Genomic DNA, 15,554 nt, shown 5'->3' on the forward strand with positions numbered 1-15,554 from the left:
TTACAACTTTGGAGGTATTGAATCGAGCTATTCAGGTATGAGAGAAACTACTTGTGGACAGTGTACCCTTTTCTACAAAATACGCTCTTCCTCTTTGACCATTACTGGAATATTCGAAAATTCATCTAAGAAATAAGCGGTAGGGATGCGACTGATCAAACATCCCGTCCTTTGTAATTATTACGTGACCTATCGCTGCAATGCCAAGTGTGGTTTTTGTGATATTTGGGAAAAGCCATCGCCATACGTAACGCTAGAAAATGTCCGGGAGAACCTACTTTCGCTCAGGCAATTAGGTGTGAAGGTGGTCGATTTTACGGGTGGCGAGCCGCTTCTGCATCAGCAAATAGATCAATTTTTCGCATTGGCTAAAGAGTTGAAATTCATCACTACACTTACTTCTAATGCTCTTTTGTATCCAAAATTTGCCGAAAGGCTAAGGGGCAAAGTAGACATGCTTCATTTCAGTCTGGATACGGCCGACAAAGAAAAGCACGATACGATGCGAGGGGTGGCTTGTTTCGATTTTGTAATGGAGTCGATCACGTTGGCCAAATCGCTCGGAGAACGACCCGATATTTTGTTTACAGTATTCGAAGATAATAAGACAGACATACAAGCCGTATACGAACAAATATGCTTGCCAAATGATTTGATGCTGATTCTGAATCCTGCTTTTGAATACAATCAGGTGGGGGATCAGCTGTCTGATGAAACCCTTGATGAATTGGAGGCTTGGGGAAGGAAGAAGAATGTTTTTTTGAATCAGGCTTTTGTGACCCTGCGACGTGATGGGGGCAATCACATCAGTGAGCCTGTATGCAAAGCCGCCAGTACTACTTTGGTGATCAGTCCAGAAAATGAGCTGATCTTGCCTTGCTACCATTTGGGTGAAAAGTCATTTCCAATAAACGGAAATCTGGAGGCGGTCTATCGTTCACCAGAAGTTCAGCATCAAATCGCAACAGAAGGGAGACTGCCTGCCTGCGAAGGCTGCACGATCAACTGCTACATGCAGCCTAGCTTTGCTGTGGAGACGAGTAAGTACTTCTGGCACTCGCTGCCCAGCACGCTCAAGTACAATTGGAAAAAGGGAACCTGGAAGCAGGTGTTTGCTTAGTTTCCGATGGTCTTTTTGATTTTCAGTTGATAGATAATGTCTGAAATTTGTTGGTACTCATCGGAGGAAATGGAATTTTGCCAATTTGCCAAAAAGATGTATTGCCAAGTGTTGGCAGGATCGTATCCTAGCCCTACACCACTTCTTACTCTGTTTTTTAGAAACTTGTGAGTGTCATCATCTCCTCCTAAGAAAACTTCGGCATAGAAAGGTAGGAACCAAAAATTTCCTGTTTTTCTAAGTTTGAAATCGAAAGTACCGTCAAGTTTATACCTTATCCTCAGGTTTAAAGTATGTGACCAGTCAGATGTTTGATAAGAGAACCTTTCTTCTATTCTTATCAAATGGCTAAAACTAAATCTAACAAAAGACGGCCAGTCAAGTTTAATCCCTTGTCTAGGTGTGACAATCAAATAATCAATATTATTTTTAGACCAATCGTAGGAGACACCTATGTCAGCTTGTATGCTCAGGATTTCGTTGAGTTGATGTCTAACAGCAGGTCTTAGGAATATTCTTGCCCAGCTGTCGTCGTCTACAATTTTCCTAAACCCAAAGTCTCCTATGTACTTGGTTTGCTCACCTAACTTGAAATGAGGCGACAGATCAATCCAGATTTGTTGGGAGGAAGCGCCTTCTATATCGTTATTAGATTGTGCTTGAGTTAGCGTTGAAAACGCAAGCGCTATGATCAAACTAATGAGCCATTTTGTAGGAGAAGAGGAAAGCGATATGGGGAGAATTGAATACAAGGCTTAATCTTTTAACGTTATCCCAACTACTTGACCATCTATGAGTAAGGTCATGGTCTGATTGTTTTTTTCGTTTTTATCTGACAATACTTCCCCGATTAGTTGAGTGGAGGTGTTGTTCATGAAAACTTGCGAAGCAGTACCTCTTTGCGTGATTGAGCCATTTTCTAAAATTAGCACTTCATCGGCCATTTTAAAAACCTCAGGAAGGTGATGGCTCACGAAGACGACTGTAGTTTTAATTATGCGTTGCATAGCCAATATCTCTTCTTGGAGTTTGACTCTCATATCACTGTCTAGTGCAGACAAGGGCTCGTCGAGTAGCAAGAGGTTAGGTTTTCTCACAATGGCTCGAGCCAGTGCTACTCGCTGTTGCTGACCTCCCGATAGGCTGGCGGGTCTTCGGTCTAAGAGCTGGTGCAGGTCTGCGATCTCTATAATTCTCGTAAATAGCTCTTCATCATATGGGTGACTTAATCCATATCTAATATTTTTCAGCACACTCATATTGGGAAACAGTGAGTATTCCTGTGAGAGAAAACCTACATTTCTTTTATTGGTTTTCACATCCAGGCTTTTGGATGTATTTAGCCATATGTCTTTCCCAATATTGATCGTCCCCTCGTCTGGCTTCATCAGGCCAGCGAGCATTCGGAGTAGGCTGGTTTTGCCTACGCCAGATTTACCATAGATGGCGTAAATTTTGCCTTGAGCCAGTTTTGCTTTCACATGGATGTGAATAGGGCGATCTTTTGAAGAAAAGGTTTTATGTAAATCAAAATCAATCATCTGACAGAGGTAAACCCTTTTTTGTTGAAAATATAAACCAGGATCAGAATCACAAAACTGAAAAGCAGAAGAATCAACGAATAGGAATGTGCACTACTATAATCCAGACGGTTGACACTGTCGTATATGGCAATGGAGGCAACTCGGGTTTTGTTAAGATTGCCACCGATCATAAGCACTACGCCAAATTCACCAATGGTATGAGCAAAACTGAGCACGATACCTGTAAGCAATGAGTTCTTTATGTTGGGTAGCAGTATGTTGATTAAGGTCTGCCATCGGGATTTGCCCAATACATAAGAGGCTTCCTTGAGGACGGGGGGCAATTGCTGAAAGCCAGCCTGAATCGGTTGAACCATAAATGGCATACTATATATAATGGAGCCAATAACTAGCCCTGTGAATGTGAAGGGGATATTAAGGTCGAAGTGCGTGGCCAAAAAGGCACCTAACATGCTCTGGCTACTAAGACCTACCAATAGATAAAAGCCAAGTACGGATGGAGGAAGCACTAGCGGAAGAGCAACAATAGCTTCAAACAGCACGGTAAGCTTCGACCGGCCATAGGCCAGCCAATAGGCTACGGGTACCGCAATCAGAAACAAGATGCTGGTGGTAATCAGCGCTAACTTTAGCGTAATCAGAAGAGGACTCCAGCTTATCATTTAGTTGATTTTATATCCATAGTTAGACAATATAGTCTGTGCTTCTTCGGAAAACATAAACTGATAAAACTGCTTAGCGTTTTCAGGGTTTTTTTCTTTTCCATGCTGGAGCATCACAATGCCTTGGTCGATGGAGCCGTAATAACTTTTTGGGATTTCTATATAATAGCCTTGGTTTTTTACAAAAGGAGAAAAAAGTACTGATTTGCTCGTGAGGCCTGCATCTACCGTTTGGGAAAGCACATACTGGTTCACTTGTGCTATGCTTTCGCCAATGACCAGTTTGGGAGCTATGACCTCATAAATCTGGGTATGGCGGAGCACCTCTAGAGCAGCTATGCCATAAGGAGCCGTTTCTGGATTAGCTAGGGCTATTTTTTGCGTAGGCTCACCTAGGAGCGCAGATATACCTTTTTTCAAATCAATTTCTGGATTCATCGTCCACAAAATCAGAGTGCCAGAAGCATAGGTGCTTGGTGGCGAGGTGGCTAGCCCTTCTTCGTACAAGGTGTTGGGGTATTTTATATTGGCAGACATAAAAATGTCGAATGGAGCACCCTGTCTGATTTGAGTAGTAAGTACGCCTGACGAACTGCTCGATACTTCTACTGCGATATCATATTTGCGTTCGAACTGCTCAACAAGCGCTTGTGTGGCATATTGCATATTTGCTGCCACAGCTACGGTCACTTTAGACCCTTTGCTTGATTGACAGGCACTGGCTAATACAAGGATCAATAAGATGAGTAGTCTGTTCATGGGGTGTTTCGGGGAGTTATTGACCCGTTTAAAATTCAAAGCTAATAATAAATATATGTGCCAAAATATTCCTCTCAGACACAATTTAAAGAACACTTTACGGAATGAAAGAGAAGAAATGGTGATACCACCTGTTTTTACATCAAATAATTGGAGAATACCGCTATTTAAATGAATAAGTCAGAAGGATTTTTTACTATTTATTCTTTTATATTTGTGCTCGAAAATTGGAGATGGAAAATTTAATTAAAGAAAGATGTCCTTTATCATATTAACATCAATAGTAGCCTTTACGCTCGTAATCCTTCTATTGGTATTTATCCTGCTTTTTGCACAATCCAAACTAGTCCAGTCAGGCGATGTCAACATTATTATTAATGGTGATTCTGGTAGCCCAATCGTTGCTTCGGCAGGTTCTACTTTGCTTTCCACTTTGAGTGGACAAAAAATATTCTTGCCATCTGCTTGTGGAGGTGGAGGTACTTGCGCCATGTGTAAGTGTAAAGTCATCGACGGTGGCGGAGATGTGTTGCCTACAGAAGTAGGACACTTGAGCAGATCAGAGCAAAAAGAGCACGTGCGACTAGCCTGTCAGGTGAAAGTAAAACAAGACATGGATATCGAGATACCTGAGGAAATCTTCGGTATCAAGAAGTGGGAGTGTGAAGTAATCTCCAACTACAACGTAGCTACTTTTATCAAGGCTTTTATTGTGAGATTGCCTGAGGGCGAAAATCTTGATTTTGAAGCGGGGGGTTATATCCAAATCGATGTACCTAAGGTAGAAGTAGACTTCAAAGATATTGATATCAAGCCAGATCCAAGCGATCCAGCTGGTCCAGACAAATTCAAAGAAGATTGGGATAAATTCGGTCTTTGGGATTTGAAAATGAAAAATGACGAGGAAATATTCCGAGCGTATTCTATGGCCAACCACCCTGCAGAGGGCAACATTGTGATGTTGACGATCAGAATCGCTACACCACCATGGGATAGAGCCAAAAATGCTTGGATGGACGTAAATCCTGGTATTTGTTCTTCATACGTATTCTCTAGAAAGCCAGGTGATAAGGTGACTATTTCAGGACCATATGGTGAGTTCTTTATCAAAGAGACTGAAGCAGAAATGATCTACGTAGGTGGTGGTGCTGGTATGGCACCCATGAGATCTCATTTGTTCCACTTGTTCCACACCTTGAAAACAGGAAGAAAAGTAACCTACTGGTACGGCGGTAGATCTAAGAGAGAATTATTCTACGAAGAAGATTTTAGACAAATCGAAAAAGAGTTTCCTAACTTCCAATTCGAAATTGTACTATCTGAACCACTACCTGAAGACAACTGGGTAGAGAAAAAATCTATTGATGACAAAGAAGGCGATGGTTTCTTAGGGTTCGTTCACGATGCGGTGATCAACAATCAGTTGAAAAACCATGATTCGCCTGAGGATATTGAATTCTATTTCTGTGGACCTCCAATGATGAACCAGGCCGTTCTCAAAATGTGTGACGACTGGGGTGTGCCAGATGAAAATGTATCATTTGACGACTTCGGAGGATAATCAGAGGTTTAGATTAATAAAAAGTATGAAATCCCTAGCTTATGCAGCTAGGGATTTTTTTTGTTCAAAATGGTCTATACAATTCAAAAATTATCTGGATTCTTGTAAAATAAAATCTCTCAGTTCATCTTGGTTTTATGTAGTTTTGACCAAGTCATCACCTTAACAAAGCCTGTAGTATGGACTTGAAACTTTATTTCGATCCTGTAGATCAAAGCCTTTCTAATCGTCGGTTTTCAACCGATTCCTTCATCCAATCGGTCTACCTCAATGAAAGCAAGATGCCAGACATCAAGCTCATGGATGTGGCGATTGTCGGCTTGTTAGAAACGAGGGGTAGTCAGACGATGAGCGAAACAGGTGTGCGGTTGATCAGAGAGAAACTATACAACCTGAAAAAAGGCGAAGGCACTTGCAATGTGGTGGACCTGGGTAACCTGAGAAATGGCCCTGATTTGGATGAGACCTACAAGCGGATTCAATCTGTTTGTCATTATCTCATGACTAAAGATATTTTGCCTATCCTCATTGGCGGCTCGCATGATTTGGACTTGGGGCAGTATTTAGCCTATCAAGAAGAGGATAAGATGGTGAGCATTCTTAATGTGGATTCGCGGTTTGATCTCGACGACAAAGCCGAATCTGATCCCAACGAGAATCATATTCATAGAATTTTCACTCACGAACCCAATTTTTTATTCAACTATAGTCAACTGGCTCATCAGTCTTATCTGGTAAATGCCTCGGCTACCAAAGTCTTGCAGCAGTTGGGCTTTAGTCCAGTGAGGCTGGGTACACTCAGAGATGACATCAAACGTATGGAGCCACTGATCAGAGAGGCAGATATGCTGAGCTTTGACTTATCGGCTATTCAGAGTATTTATGGTCCAGGAGGGCATAGGAGTGAAATCTTTGGACTTACTGGAGAGGAGGCTTGTCAGATTATGTGGTATGCCGGAATGAACGACAAACTCAGTTCGGTAGGCATCTATGAATACAGCCCAGAAAAAGATGCCGTAGAGTACCCCACGGCCATGGTAGTCGCTACAATGATTTGGTATTTTATTGAAGGATTCAAAAACAGAAAAGACGAAAAAGGTTTCCAGACGAACGACTATATGAAATATGTAGTGACTATGGATGTTGAGCCAGAGATGATCGTATTCTATAAAAGTAGGCTGTCGGACAAATGGTGGATGGAAGTGCCTAATGCTACTCACATAGGTATCTATGACCGACACCATATTGTGCCGTGCGACTACTCAGATTATCAACAGGCGACAAAAGGAGAGGTACCAGAGCGCTGGATCAATACTTACTCAAAAATTTGAGCAAGCGATTAGATTTTTAAAGTTAAACTTCTGACAATACGGCATTACTTTCTTGCGCTGTTGGTTCGTGTATAAGTGTAAATTTTCCAAGCTCTGCTTTTAAGTCATTTGAGATATTGCTGAGCCAGTTAGATTTTAGTATATAATTGTTCATTCCAGCAGAGAGTTCTACTGCTGAGCTAGCTACTTCTTCTGTGCCAGCTGCTGTTTGTTCTGCGATTACCACTACCTCTTCTGTGATACCTACTACCTTCACAATGCTTTCTGCTTGCGAAGAGGCAGATTTCAAAATAGTCTCTGAGTATTCTAGTGTATTGGAAGATGATACTTCTATTTCATTGAATACGGCTGTTGCTTTGCTGGAGGCTTCTACGCTTGTTTCCACTACCTGACTCATGGTGTTGATCACCTGAGCGGCATCTGTGGTGTCTTGTTGAACTGCTATTATTAAATCTTCGATTTCTTTGGCAGATTGGCGTGAGCCTTCGGCTAGTTTTCGGATCTCTTCGGCAACTACCGCAAAGCCTCTACCCGAATCCCCCGCTTGTGCTGCTTCTATGGCTGCGTTGAGTGCCAATAGGTTGGTTTGAGAAGCAATGTCTGTAATGACCCGCAGCACTCTCGATATTTCTTGAGACCGCTCTGTAAGGATACGCATAGATTCTGTAGTAGTTTTAGAGTATCCAGAAATCTCTTTCACACTATTTACTACAGATTTGGTGATTTGAGCACCTTCTTCACTCTTCACCTTTCCTTGTAGAGCGGCTTGGTTGATGGCTTGAGATTGCACTTCCATTTCAGTAGCATTTTGTCTCATGACTTCGACCAGTGTCGAGGACTCATCTACTCGGCGTACTTGTGTTTGTGCGCCATCGCTCATCTCCTCTATGGCATTGGCTATTTCTGAGGTGTTTAGGTTCATTTCTTTGCCAGAATTGAGCATTTCTGCGGCAGCGATATTCATATCGACTGTATGCTGATTGATTTTGACAAGGAGTAGATTAAGATGATCTAAAGCTTGATTGAGGTCATTGGTCATTTGGAGCATTTGCCCTTTGGTATTCATAGTGAATCGGCGAGACAAGTTGCCCTGAGCCATAGCATTGACTACCTTGTTGATTTCTAATATAGGAGTGGCAATGGAAGCAAGTAAAGTGTTGATTTCTGTGCCAAGGTCTTTCCATACCCCTTTTTTTCCTTCTACATTTACTTTAGCCAAAAGATTGCCTTCAGCCCCTGCACTGCGGACAACTTCCTGGGTTTCTGTGATGACATTATTTAGTTTTGACCGGAGTAGAAGCAAAGCATGTCCTAAGACATCCTCATCGCCAAGCGCATCGAAACGAGCCGACAATTCCCCATCTCCTATGGCTGCGGCAAAATTAGATGCTTCATTGAGTTTTTCAAGAAAGAGATGGAGGGACCTGAAAAAGTCACCAACTTCGTCTTTTCTTTCTAAATCCTGTTTTTTGATTCCTACATCTATTTTCCCGCGACGCAGTTGCTCAAATGCGCCATTTATTCTGGCAATGGGTCGTTCGATACTGTTGCGCAATGCTCTAAAAGTAAGAAATACAGCAATGACCCCAATAGGTATGCTATAGACCAAGTGGATTAACCCAAATGCTCCAGTGGCATAGGCTTCGGTTACCACAATAAACAACGTGGCAATGACCCAGATGCCAGCTTTGTAAATAATGGACTTTCGGAAGATTAACCAGTTGATAAGTAATAAGATGGGGAGAACTCCCAAATAAATGATGGCAAGGAATACTATAAATTCGTGCATGATAGGTTAGGTTGTATAAATATTCAGCAAAATAATATTTACTGAATATAGGCATTTATACGAGATAATAAAATGCGTTGAATTTACTTACTATAAAAGTAATGGCTCGGCTAGCCTAGTCGGGCATGATCAGCCAAAGAATACCGTAGACCAATAGCCCAGGAAATCCAGCAGAAAAAATAGAAAGAATCACATATCCTATTCTGACAAGGGTAGGGTCCAAATCAAAATAGTTGGCTATACCGCCACATACGCCGGCGAGCATTCGGTCTGAGGATCTGGTGAGTCGTTTAGTCATATTCTTGGTGTTTGAATAGTAATTTATGATGCTTTTAGATAATCTGAAAATACGAACTGTACATTTCCATTTCTTACTTTAGTAAACTCAAAAGTTTGAAATGTAGTTTTTCAGGCCGTTGGTTCGTTGGAGTGCCTTGTGCCGATTCTGTATCAGGTTCCCACTCAGAATCAAAACCCACTGCACTGGATTGTAAACCAATTAAGATAGCCACTAATACACCTAATATAATCAGGAGCATTTTAGAGTATCTGGTTTTCAATCGTTTCATGACAGTGAGTTTAAATTCTAGAGTAAAAGGTTTGAGTTTTTGACCTGTCTGGGTTTTGGCAATAGCTATGCCAATTTATCTATATCTCAGAAAATCAATTGGTTACGATTTAAAAGTAAAAAACACAAAAAAAGAGTGTCTCGATTTCGGACACTCTTTGTGGTCAAGGTGTTCGCTTTAGCCTTATGATTTTCCTGCGGCGGACAGTGTGGCACTCCAAACACGGAAAACGTTCTTGTAGCATATTTTCTCAATGTCTGTTTCGGTATATCCTCTTTCAAGCAATTCGGCTATCAATTTGGGGTAGTCTGCGGCTGTCTTGAGACTGGTGGGGAGCGAGTTGCCCACGCCGTCGAAATCTGACCCAAGTCCTACATAGTCTATACCTACCAATTGTACCACGTGGTCTATGTGATCTGCAGCATCTTTTACATCTGCAAAGAAATTGTGGTCTATCAACCATTGGTTGCTAAATGCTGTTATCGCGGAGTCACTGGCTTGTGGGTACTCCGTTTTAAATGTATTCAATGCTACTTTGGCAGAATCGTAAAGTTGTCGAGATTTTTGGGATAGGAAGGTCGAACCAAAATTGATTTGAATGACTCCACCTTTTTTAGCCAGCATTTTAATCATATCATCGCTCATATTTCTTTCAAACCCTGGGGTAAATTTTCTAACCGAAGAGTGGGAAGCAATACATGGTACGTCAGTCATAGCCATGATTTGATAAAAAGTGCTATCCGAGACATGAGATACATCTACCATGATTCCTTGGGCATTCATTTCTCTGACCACTTCTTGTCCGAATGGACTGAGGCCATTCCATTTTCTGTTGGGGTCGTAAGACGAGTCGCAGATCAAATTATTTTTGGAATGTGTGAGCGTGATATAACGAATGCCGCGCTCATAGAAGTATTTAATATTGGATAAGTCATCCCCTAGCGGAGAACCATTTTCCATGCCCATGGGCAATGATATCAGTCCTTTCTCAAAGTTTTGCTGTACTTCTGTTGGGCTTCCTGCTAGCGAAAAGTGCTTAGGGTATGTAGTGGCGATCTGCTCTACCATGGTGATGAGTGAGTCTGCTAGCGCCTTAGAAGCACCAGCAGTTTTTTGCAACGAAGCAGGGATGTATATGGACATAAATGGCGCATCGAGTCCGCCTTTGTGCGCTTTTTCATAATCAAAGTTGCCATCTATTTCACCAGACAAGTTTGGGATTTCTCCTTTGGCCATGTAGCCTTCTTTGGCCAACTTGTAGGGTAGATCTATGTGCCCATCTGTGATGATGTAAGTGTGAGCGAGTGTTTCTGCCTGTGTTTTTAGGTCTGGTGGAGTAGTGGCTGTCTCTTTGGGAGGAGGGTTGCAGCCTGTAAGTACGATAACAACTAGAGCAGCGTTGAGTATTAAATCTTTCATGGTTTGTTCTTTTTTCCTTTATGGAAATTAGATAATTCTTCAGACGAAAGAAAAAATACTTGCTCGTCGGCCTATATCGTCGATGGTCGGTTTAGGCCATCTCTGACAATTCTAACCAGCGTATTTCCAACTCGTCAAGTTTTTCTACGATTTGCTCTACCTCGTTAGACCATTCGGTCAGTTGGATATGATCTGTTTCGCCAGAGTTGAGCAGGCCAGCCAATTCTTCTTTTCTGGCTTCGAGCTTGGGCATTTCTTTTTCTATAGACTCAAACTCTTGTTTTTCTTTGTAGGTGAGTTTTCGCTTTTCTTCGGCCTTTACTGGTGCTTCTTGTTTGGTTGGAGTAGCGGTTTTGGAGGGCGTTTTTTTCTCTACAGGTTCTAGACGATAGTCGGTATAGTTGCCATGAAAATCACGAACCTTTACTCCTTCGTCTAGCACAAATAGGTGATCTACCAATTTGTCCATAAAGTACCTGTCGTGAGATACGATGAGTAAGCATCCGCCAAAATTCTGGAGATAGTCTTCCAGTATGTTCAGCGTTACTATGTCCAAATCATTGGTAGGTTCATCCAGAATTAGAAAATTAGGATTGGCCATCAATACTTTGAGCAATTGCAGCCTCCTTTTTTCTCCACCGCTCAGTTTAGAAATATGCGAATATTGAGATTTAGGAGGAAAAAGGAACTGATTGAGCAGTTGGGATGCAGTGACTGTGCTGCCATCTTCTAGGGTGATTACTTCCGCTATTTCTTTGATGGCATCAATCACCGTTTTGCCGCCGTCTTCTTGGATAGTGTCCTGCGTATAGTAGCCAAAGGCCGTGTTGATACCTTTGTCAATTTTGCCAGAATCGGCTTCTAATACACCTGTGAGTACGTTGAGGAAGGTGGACTTGCCACAGCCATTTTTGCCCACTACGCCTACTTTTTCGCCTCGGGTGAAGATGTGTGAGAAGTCAGCAAATATGGGTTTGTCTCCAAAGGATTTGGACACCTTGTCGAGTTCCAATATTTTCTTGCCCTGCCGTTTACCGCTTATTTTGATTTCCATTTCAGACTTGCGCAAGTCTACATTGGCTTTTTCTTTGGTGTCGTAGAAGGCGTCTATTCTGTATTTGGCCTTGGTGCCACGTGCTTTTGGCTGTCGGCGCATCCATTCCAGTTCTTTGGAAAGCAGGTTTTTGGCTTTGTCTTTGGCTTGTTGCTGCCACTCTTCTCGCTCAGATTTTTTCTCTAGAAACTGACTGTAGTTGCCATTGTATTTGAATATCTGCCCTTGGTCTATTTCTAGAATTTGATTGCATACTTTGTCGAGAAAGTATCTGTCGTGAGTCACCATCAGAATGGCCAGATTCTGCGAGGAGAGGTATTCTTCCATCCACTCGATGATGTCTAGGTCGAGGTGGTTGGTGGGTTCATCGAGTACCAGAAAGTCTGGCTCGTCGAGCAGGGCTTTCGCCAAAGCGATACGCTTTTGTTGTCCGCCAGACATGTCTTTGATGGGCTGATTGAGATCGGTGATGCCCAGTTTGCCTAGTATTTCTTTGAGTCTGTACTCATAATCCCAAGCGTTTAGGGTATCGATCTTCTCGATGAGTCCTTCCACTTTTTTGAGTTCTTGTTCGGTTGGTTCGGGTTTTTCTATCAGTTTCCAATACTCATTGAGCACTTTTGCCGCAGGGTGCGACGATTCGAAAATAGAATCCAATACGGTATGATACCCACTGAGATCTGGTGCTTGATCTAAAATCGAAACTTTCAAATCTCTAGAAAAGGACACCACACCTTCGTCGGGATTTAGTTTTTTGGCTACGATATTGAGTAGCGTAGATTTGCCACAGCCATTCACACCTACGAGTGCCACTTTTTGGCCTTGTTCGATCCCAAAGGTGATATTCTCAAAAAGTTGTTTTTCGTTGAAACTCTTACTGAGTTTTTCTACTGATAGTGCGATTGGGGGCATGAATAAGGATTAAAAAATTCAGCTGCAAATATAGAGACTAGCCGCCTTAAAAAGGTTGGATTCTACTAATTAGAAAGTTTGAGGTGATTGCTAGCGTAGGTGCTAAAAAGATAAGGTGATGAATAGGTGATTGTAGATTTCGGGTCTACATTCGGTTTCTATCCAAGAATTGGATTTGATGTTGGACATTTCAATATGAATCTTGATTATAATATCGTTGGGAAAAGTGAAGCTGAATTAAAGAACAGCTATATCGGTATCAGATTAGGCGTCTTCTTATTTGGAGGAAAAAATAAGCGTAGTTTAGCGAGATTTCAAAAGCCTGAATTTCTATGAAATTCAGGCTTTTTTTATCCATTCTTTTTTCTGAATGCCGCTTCGGCTGCTAGTTTGATCTCATCAGCTGCAGAACTTAGGTGCGTTTTTATTTCTGCCCATTTGCCCTCATTTTTTTCTTTGAAGGTCTGGTATTCGTCGTCGAGCTTGCTTTTCTTCTTTTTTAGCTCTTTGATTTTGTCTTCTACTTCATCACGTATGTCATCTTTCGCATCTTTGGCTTCTAAGATCAGGTCGTCTATTCGTTTGCCGAGCTCCTTTAAAATTTTTTCAACTTGTCCTTGATGGTCTGTACTCATGGTGGTAATTGTTTTTCAATAAATTTAGTGAATTATGTGGAATATTGATTTTTCGGAATCAGAAGATCCGAACTAATATTTTATCTAAAATTGCATAACTTTTTAATTTAGAAATTAATACTTCACCACATGACCACTCCGTATATCGTCGGTATCACTGGCGGCAGTGCCTCAGGAAAAACCCTTTTGCTTAACGAACTTAGAAAACCATTTAAGGATGATGAGTTGTGCGTGTTGTCGCAAGACAACTATTATCGCCCGATGCAAGAGCAGCTAGTGGATGATCATGGGGTGGAAAATTTTGATATTCCTAGTTCGATAGATCATGAGGCTTTTGCGAGAGATATCGCTCGGCTGAAGCGGGGCGAAACGGTGGAACTATACGAATACACCTTCAATAAGGCCAATCAAGAGCCAAAGGTGCTTGTTCACAAGCCTGCGCCTATAATAGTGATTGAAGGCATTTTTGTCTTCTATTATCAGGAAGTGGTAGATCAGCTAGATTTGAAGGTTTTTGTAGATGCTAGAGAGTATTTGATGATCAAGCGTAGAATACTGCGTGATGCGAAGGAGAGAGGATATGATTTGGATGATGTACTCTATCGATTCGAAAACCACATCATGCCAGCATATAAGAAGTATATCAAGCCATTCAAACACGATTCGGATATCATCATCCCAAATAACAATGACTCGTTCAAAAATGGACTGGGTGTACTTACAGGTTTTTTGAAAGGAAAGATCTAATATGCCCGAAGCCTTTGATTGTTTACAGATCAAATGAATCGCAGGTTTAAACAAAAAGCCCTTTCAAAGTCTAGACTTTGAAAGGGCTTTTTGTTTTGCGGAAGGCGTATAATTACTTTTTGAAAGTATTTATCGTTTTTTCAATAATGTCGCAGCACTCGTGGAGTTGCTCTTCGGTCATGACCAACGGAGGGGCAAATCGGATGATATTACCATGCGTCGGCTTGGCGAGCAAGCCGTTATCTTTTAGCGCTACGCAGATATCCCAGGCCGTAGAGCTGTCGGGCGTGTCGTTGATGATGATGGCGTTGAGCAGACCTTTGCCCCTCACCAAACTGACCATATCAGTAGTCTCGATGAATTTGTTCATTCGAGCTCTGAAGATCTCTCCTAGTTTTTCAGAATTCTCAGCTAGCTTTTCTTCTACCACTACGTCGAGTGCAGCCATGGCTACTTTGGCTGCGATTGGGTTGCCACCGAATGTAGATCCATGCTGCCCAGGCTTGATCACATTCATGATACGATCGTCGGCCATCACAGCAGATACTGGATATACGCCACCAGAAAGTGCCTTGCCTAGGATGACCATGTCAGGCTTCACATTTTCATGATCACAGGCTAGTATTTTACCTGTACGGGCAATGCCTGTTTGCACTTCATCTGCGATGAAGAGTGCATTGGCAGCAGTACATGCTGCTTTGGCTGCGGTCAAATATCCTTCGTCTGGTACGAATACACCCGCTTCGCCTTGGATCGGCTCTACTAGGAATCCAGCTACATTAGGATCTTTCAGTGCTTCTTTCAAAGCATCGATGTCGTTGTGAGGGATCTTGACAAATCCGCCAGTGTATGGGCCAAAGTTTTTCTGTGCGTCTGGGTCGTTAGAAAACGAAATGATCGTGGTGGTACGCCCGTGGAAGTTGTCTTCGCACACGATGATTTTGGCTTCGTTTTCTGGCGTGCCTTTTACTTCGTATGCCCACTTACGGGTCAGTTTGATGGCTGTTTCTACCGCTTCGGCACCAGTATTCATCGGCAAGATTTTGTCGAAGCCAAAAAACTCAGACATATACTTTTCATATTCGCCTAGGGTGTCATTGTAAAAAGCCCGTGAGGTCAAAGTCAAGGTTTGTGCTTGCTTGGTTAGTGCTTCTACGATTTTGGGGTGGCAGTGTCCTTGGTTGACTGCTGAGTAGGCAGAAAGGAAATCGTAATATTTTTTACCTTCTACATCCCATACATATACACCTTCGCCACGAGAAAGTACTACAGGTAATGGATGATAGTTGTGTGCGCCGTATTTATCTTCTAGGGCAATTGCCTGCTCGCTTGTGATTTCTTTGACCATGATTGTAAATTTTGGGTTGTTCAAACAAAAATGAGTTCTTTGTACAGAACTCATTATTTTCGTTCAAAATTACGAAAAGCATTTCGAATAACACAACAGAAACC

Annotated in this window: 15 protein-coding genes; 4 read left to right on the plus strand and 11 right to left on the minus strand. The window is 42.1% G+C overall.

Going from position 1 to position 15,554, the window contains the following annotated elements:
• Positions 1 to 145: 145 nt before the first annotated feature.
• Positions 146 to 1,120, plus strand: coding sequence for a radical SAM protein (locus N7E81_RS07070; protein ID WP_263052588.1), 975 nt, complete (start codon positions 146 to 148; stop codon positions 1,118 to 1,120).
• On the opposite strand, the gene N7E81_RS07075 is transcribed toward N7E81_RS07070, so the two are convergent.
• The 4 genes from N7E81_RS07075 to modA are packed head-to-tail and all read right to left on the minus strand — an operon-like array spanning position 1,117 to position 4,085.
• On the minus strand, positions 1,117 to 1,872 hold the full coding sequence (locus N7E81_RS07075; protein WP_263052589.1) for a DUF2490 domain-containing protein: 756 nt from the start codon (positions 1,870 to 1,872) through the stop codon (positions 1,117 to 1,119). The two genes, N7E81_RS07070 and N7E81_RS07075, sit on opposite strands and share 4 nt — an antisense overlap.
• 3 nt (positions 1,873 to 1,875) lie before the next feature.
• On the minus strand, positions 1,876 to 2,661 hold the full coding sequence (locus tag N7E81_RS07080; protein ID WP_263052590.1) for an ABC transporter ATP-binding protein: 786 nt from the start codon (positions 2,659 to 2,661) through the stop codon (positions 1,876 to 1,878).
• Positions 2,658 to 3,326: a molybdate ABC transporter permease subunit gene (gene modB, locus N7E81_RS07085; protein WP_263052591.1), complete on the minus strand. Its 669-nt coding sequence runs from the start codon at positions 3,324 to 3,326 to the stop codon at positions 2,658 to 2,660. Before modB ends, N7E81_RS07080 begins: the two co-directional genes overlap by 4 nt.
• On the minus strand, positions 3,327 to 4,085 hold the full coding sequence (modA, locus tag N7E81_RS07090; protein ID WP_263052592.1) for a molybdate ABC transporter substrate-binding protein: 759 nt from the start codon (positions 4,083 to 4,085) through the stop codon (positions 3,327 to 3,329).
• Between the two features lie 256 nt (positions 4,086 to 4,341).
• On the opposite strand from modA, the gene nqrF reads away from it, so the two are divergent.
• Both nqrF and N7E81_RS07100 read left to right on the plus strand, forming a co-directional pair.
• Entirely contained in the window at positions 4,342 to 5,646 is a 1,305-nt protein-coding gene (gene nqrF, locus N7E81_RS07095) for an NADH:ubiquinone reductase (Na(+)-transporting) subunit F (RefSeq protein WP_263052593.1), read from the plus strand.
• Positions 5,647 to 5,825: 179 nt separating this feature from the next.
• Positions 5,826 to 6,977 carry a formimidoylglutamase gene (locus N7E81_RS07100; protein ID WP_263052594.1) on the plus strand — a complete coding sequence of 384 codons (1,152 nt, stop codon included), beginning with the start codon at positions 5,826 to 5,828 and terminating at the stop codon, positions 6,975 to 6,977.
• Between the two features lie 22 nt (positions 6,978 to 6,999).
• Here the strand turns inward: N7E81_RS07100 and N7E81_RS07105 are convergent, their stop codons facing one another.
• The 6 genes from N7E81_RS07105 to N7E81_RS07130 form a co-directional block, all read right to left on the minus strand.
• Positions 7,000 to 8,766 (minus strand): methyl-accepting chemotaxis protein, encoded by a 1,767-nt coding sequence (locus N7E81_RS07105; RefSeq protein ID WP_263052595.1) that lies wholly within the window; start codon positions 8,764 to 8,766, stop codon positions 7,000 to 7,002.
• Positions 8,767 to 8,881: 115 nt separating this feature from the next.
• Positions 8,882 to 9,064 carry a PspC domain-containing protein gene (locus N7E81_RS07110; protein WP_263052596.1) on the minus strand — a complete coding sequence of 61 codons (183 nt, stop codon included), beginning with the start codon at positions 9,062 to 9,064 and terminating at the stop codon, positions 8,882 to 8,884.
• A gap of 73 nt (positions 9,065 to 9,137) precedes the next feature.
• Positions 9,138 to 9,335 (minus strand): hypothetical protein, encoded by a 198-nt coding sequence (locus tag N7E81_RS07115; protein ID WP_263052597.1) that lies wholly within the window; start codon positions 9,333 to 9,335, stop codon positions 9,138 to 9,140.
• A 183-nt stretch (positions 9,336 to 9,518) separates the two neighbouring features.
• A complete protein-coding gene (locus tag N7E81_RS07120) occupies positions 9,519 to 10,754 on the minus strand; it encodes a dipeptidase (RefSeq protein WP_263052598.1) in 1,236 nt (411 codons plus the stop codon).
• 91 nt (positions 10,755 to 10,845) lie between these two features.
• Positions 10,846 to 12,720: an ABC-F family ATP-binding cassette domain-containing protein gene (locus tag N7E81_RS07125; protein WP_263052599.1), complete on the minus strand. Its 1,875-nt coding sequence runs from the start codon at positions 12,718 to 12,720 to the stop codon at positions 10,846 to 10,848.
• A 350-nt stretch (positions 12,721 to 13,070) separates the two neighbouring features.
• The gene (locus tag N7E81_RS07130; RefSeq protein WP_263052600.1) at positions 13,071 to 13,355 is read right to left on the minus strand and encodes a sll1863 family stress response protein; all 285 of its coding nucleotides are present in this window, start codon (positions 13,353 to 13,355) and stop codon (positions 13,071 to 13,073) included.
• A 129-nt stretch (positions 13,356 to 13,484) separates the two neighbouring features.
• On the opposite strand from N7E81_RS07130, the gene N7E81_RS07135 reads away from it, so the two are divergent.
• Entirely contained in the window at positions 13,485 to 14,102 is a 618-nt protein-coding gene (locus tag N7E81_RS07135) for a uridine kinase family protein (protein WP_263052601.1), read from the plus strand.
• A gap of 112 nt (positions 14,103 to 14,214) precedes the next feature.
• Here N7E81_RS07135 and rocD read toward each other — a convergent pair whose 3' ends face one another.
• Entirely contained in the window at positions 14,215 to 15,450 is a 1,236-nt protein-coding gene (gene rocD, locus N7E81_RS07140) for an ornithine--oxo-acid transaminase (RefSeq protein WP_263052602.1), read from the minus strand.
• Positions 15,451 to 15,554 lie beyond the last annotated feature (104 nt).

This window comes from Reichenbachiella carrageenanivorans (assembly GCF_025639805.1).
In the GTDB taxonomy this organism is placed as follows: domain Bacteria; phylum Bacteroidota; class Bacteroidia; order Cytophagales; family Cyclobacteriaceae; genus Reichenbachiella; species Reichenbachiella carrageenanivorans.

Coding starts and splice junctions, on each gene's coding strand:
- nqrF (WP_263052593.1), top strand. CDS start 4,342: ATGTCCTTTATCATATTAACATCAATAGTAGCCTTTACGCTCGTAATC.
- N7E81_RS07135 (WP_263052601.1), top strand. CDS start 13,485: ATGACCACTCCGTATATCGTCGGTATCACTGGCGGCAGTGCCTCAGGA.
- modA (WP_263052592.1), bottom strand. CDS start 4,085: ATGAACAGACTACTCATCTTATTGATCCTTGTATTAGCCAGTGCCTGT.
- N7E81_RS07130 (WP_263052600.1), bottom strand. CDS start 13,355: ATGAGTACAGACCATCAAGGACAAGTTGAAAAAATTTTAAAGGAGCTC.
- N7E81_RS07125 (WP_263052599.1), bottom strand. CDS start 12,720: ATGCCCCCAATCGCACTATCAGTAGAAAAACTCAGTAAGAGTTTCAAC.
- N7E81_RS07115 (WP_263052597.1), bottom strand. CDS start 9,335: ATGAAACGATTGAAAACCAGATACTCTAAAATGCTCCTGATTATATTA.
- N7E81_RS07080 (WP_263052590.1), bottom strand. CDS start 2,661: ATGATTGATTTTGATTTACATAAAACCTTTTCTTCAAAAGATCGCCCT.
- modB (WP_263052591.1), bottom strand. CDS start 3,326: ATGATAAGCTGGAGTCCTCTTCTGATTACGCTAAAGTTAGCGCTGATT.
- N7E81_RS07110 (WP_263052596.1), bottom strand. CDS start 9,064: ATGACTAAACGACTCACCAGATCCTCAGACCGAATGCTCGCCGGCGTA.
- rocD (WP_263052602.1), bottom strand. CDS start 15,450: ATGGTCAAAGAAATCACAAGCGAGCAGGCAATTGCCCTAGAAGATAAA.
- N7E81_RS07100 (WP_263052594.1), top strand. CDS start 5,826: ATGGACTTGAAACTTTATTTCGATCCTGTAGATCAAAGCCTTTCTAAT.
- N7E81_RS07120 (WP_263052598.1), bottom strand. CDS start 10,754: ATGAAAGATTTAATACTCAACGCTGCTCTAGTTGTTATCGTACTTACA.
- N7E81_RS07105 (WP_263052595.1), bottom strand. CDS start 8,766: ATGCACGAATTTATAGTATTCCTTGCCATCATTTATTTGGGAGTTCTC.
- N7E81_RS07070 (WP_263052588.1), top strand. CDS start 146: ATGCGACTGATCAAACATCCCGTCCTTTGTAATTATTACGTGACCTAT.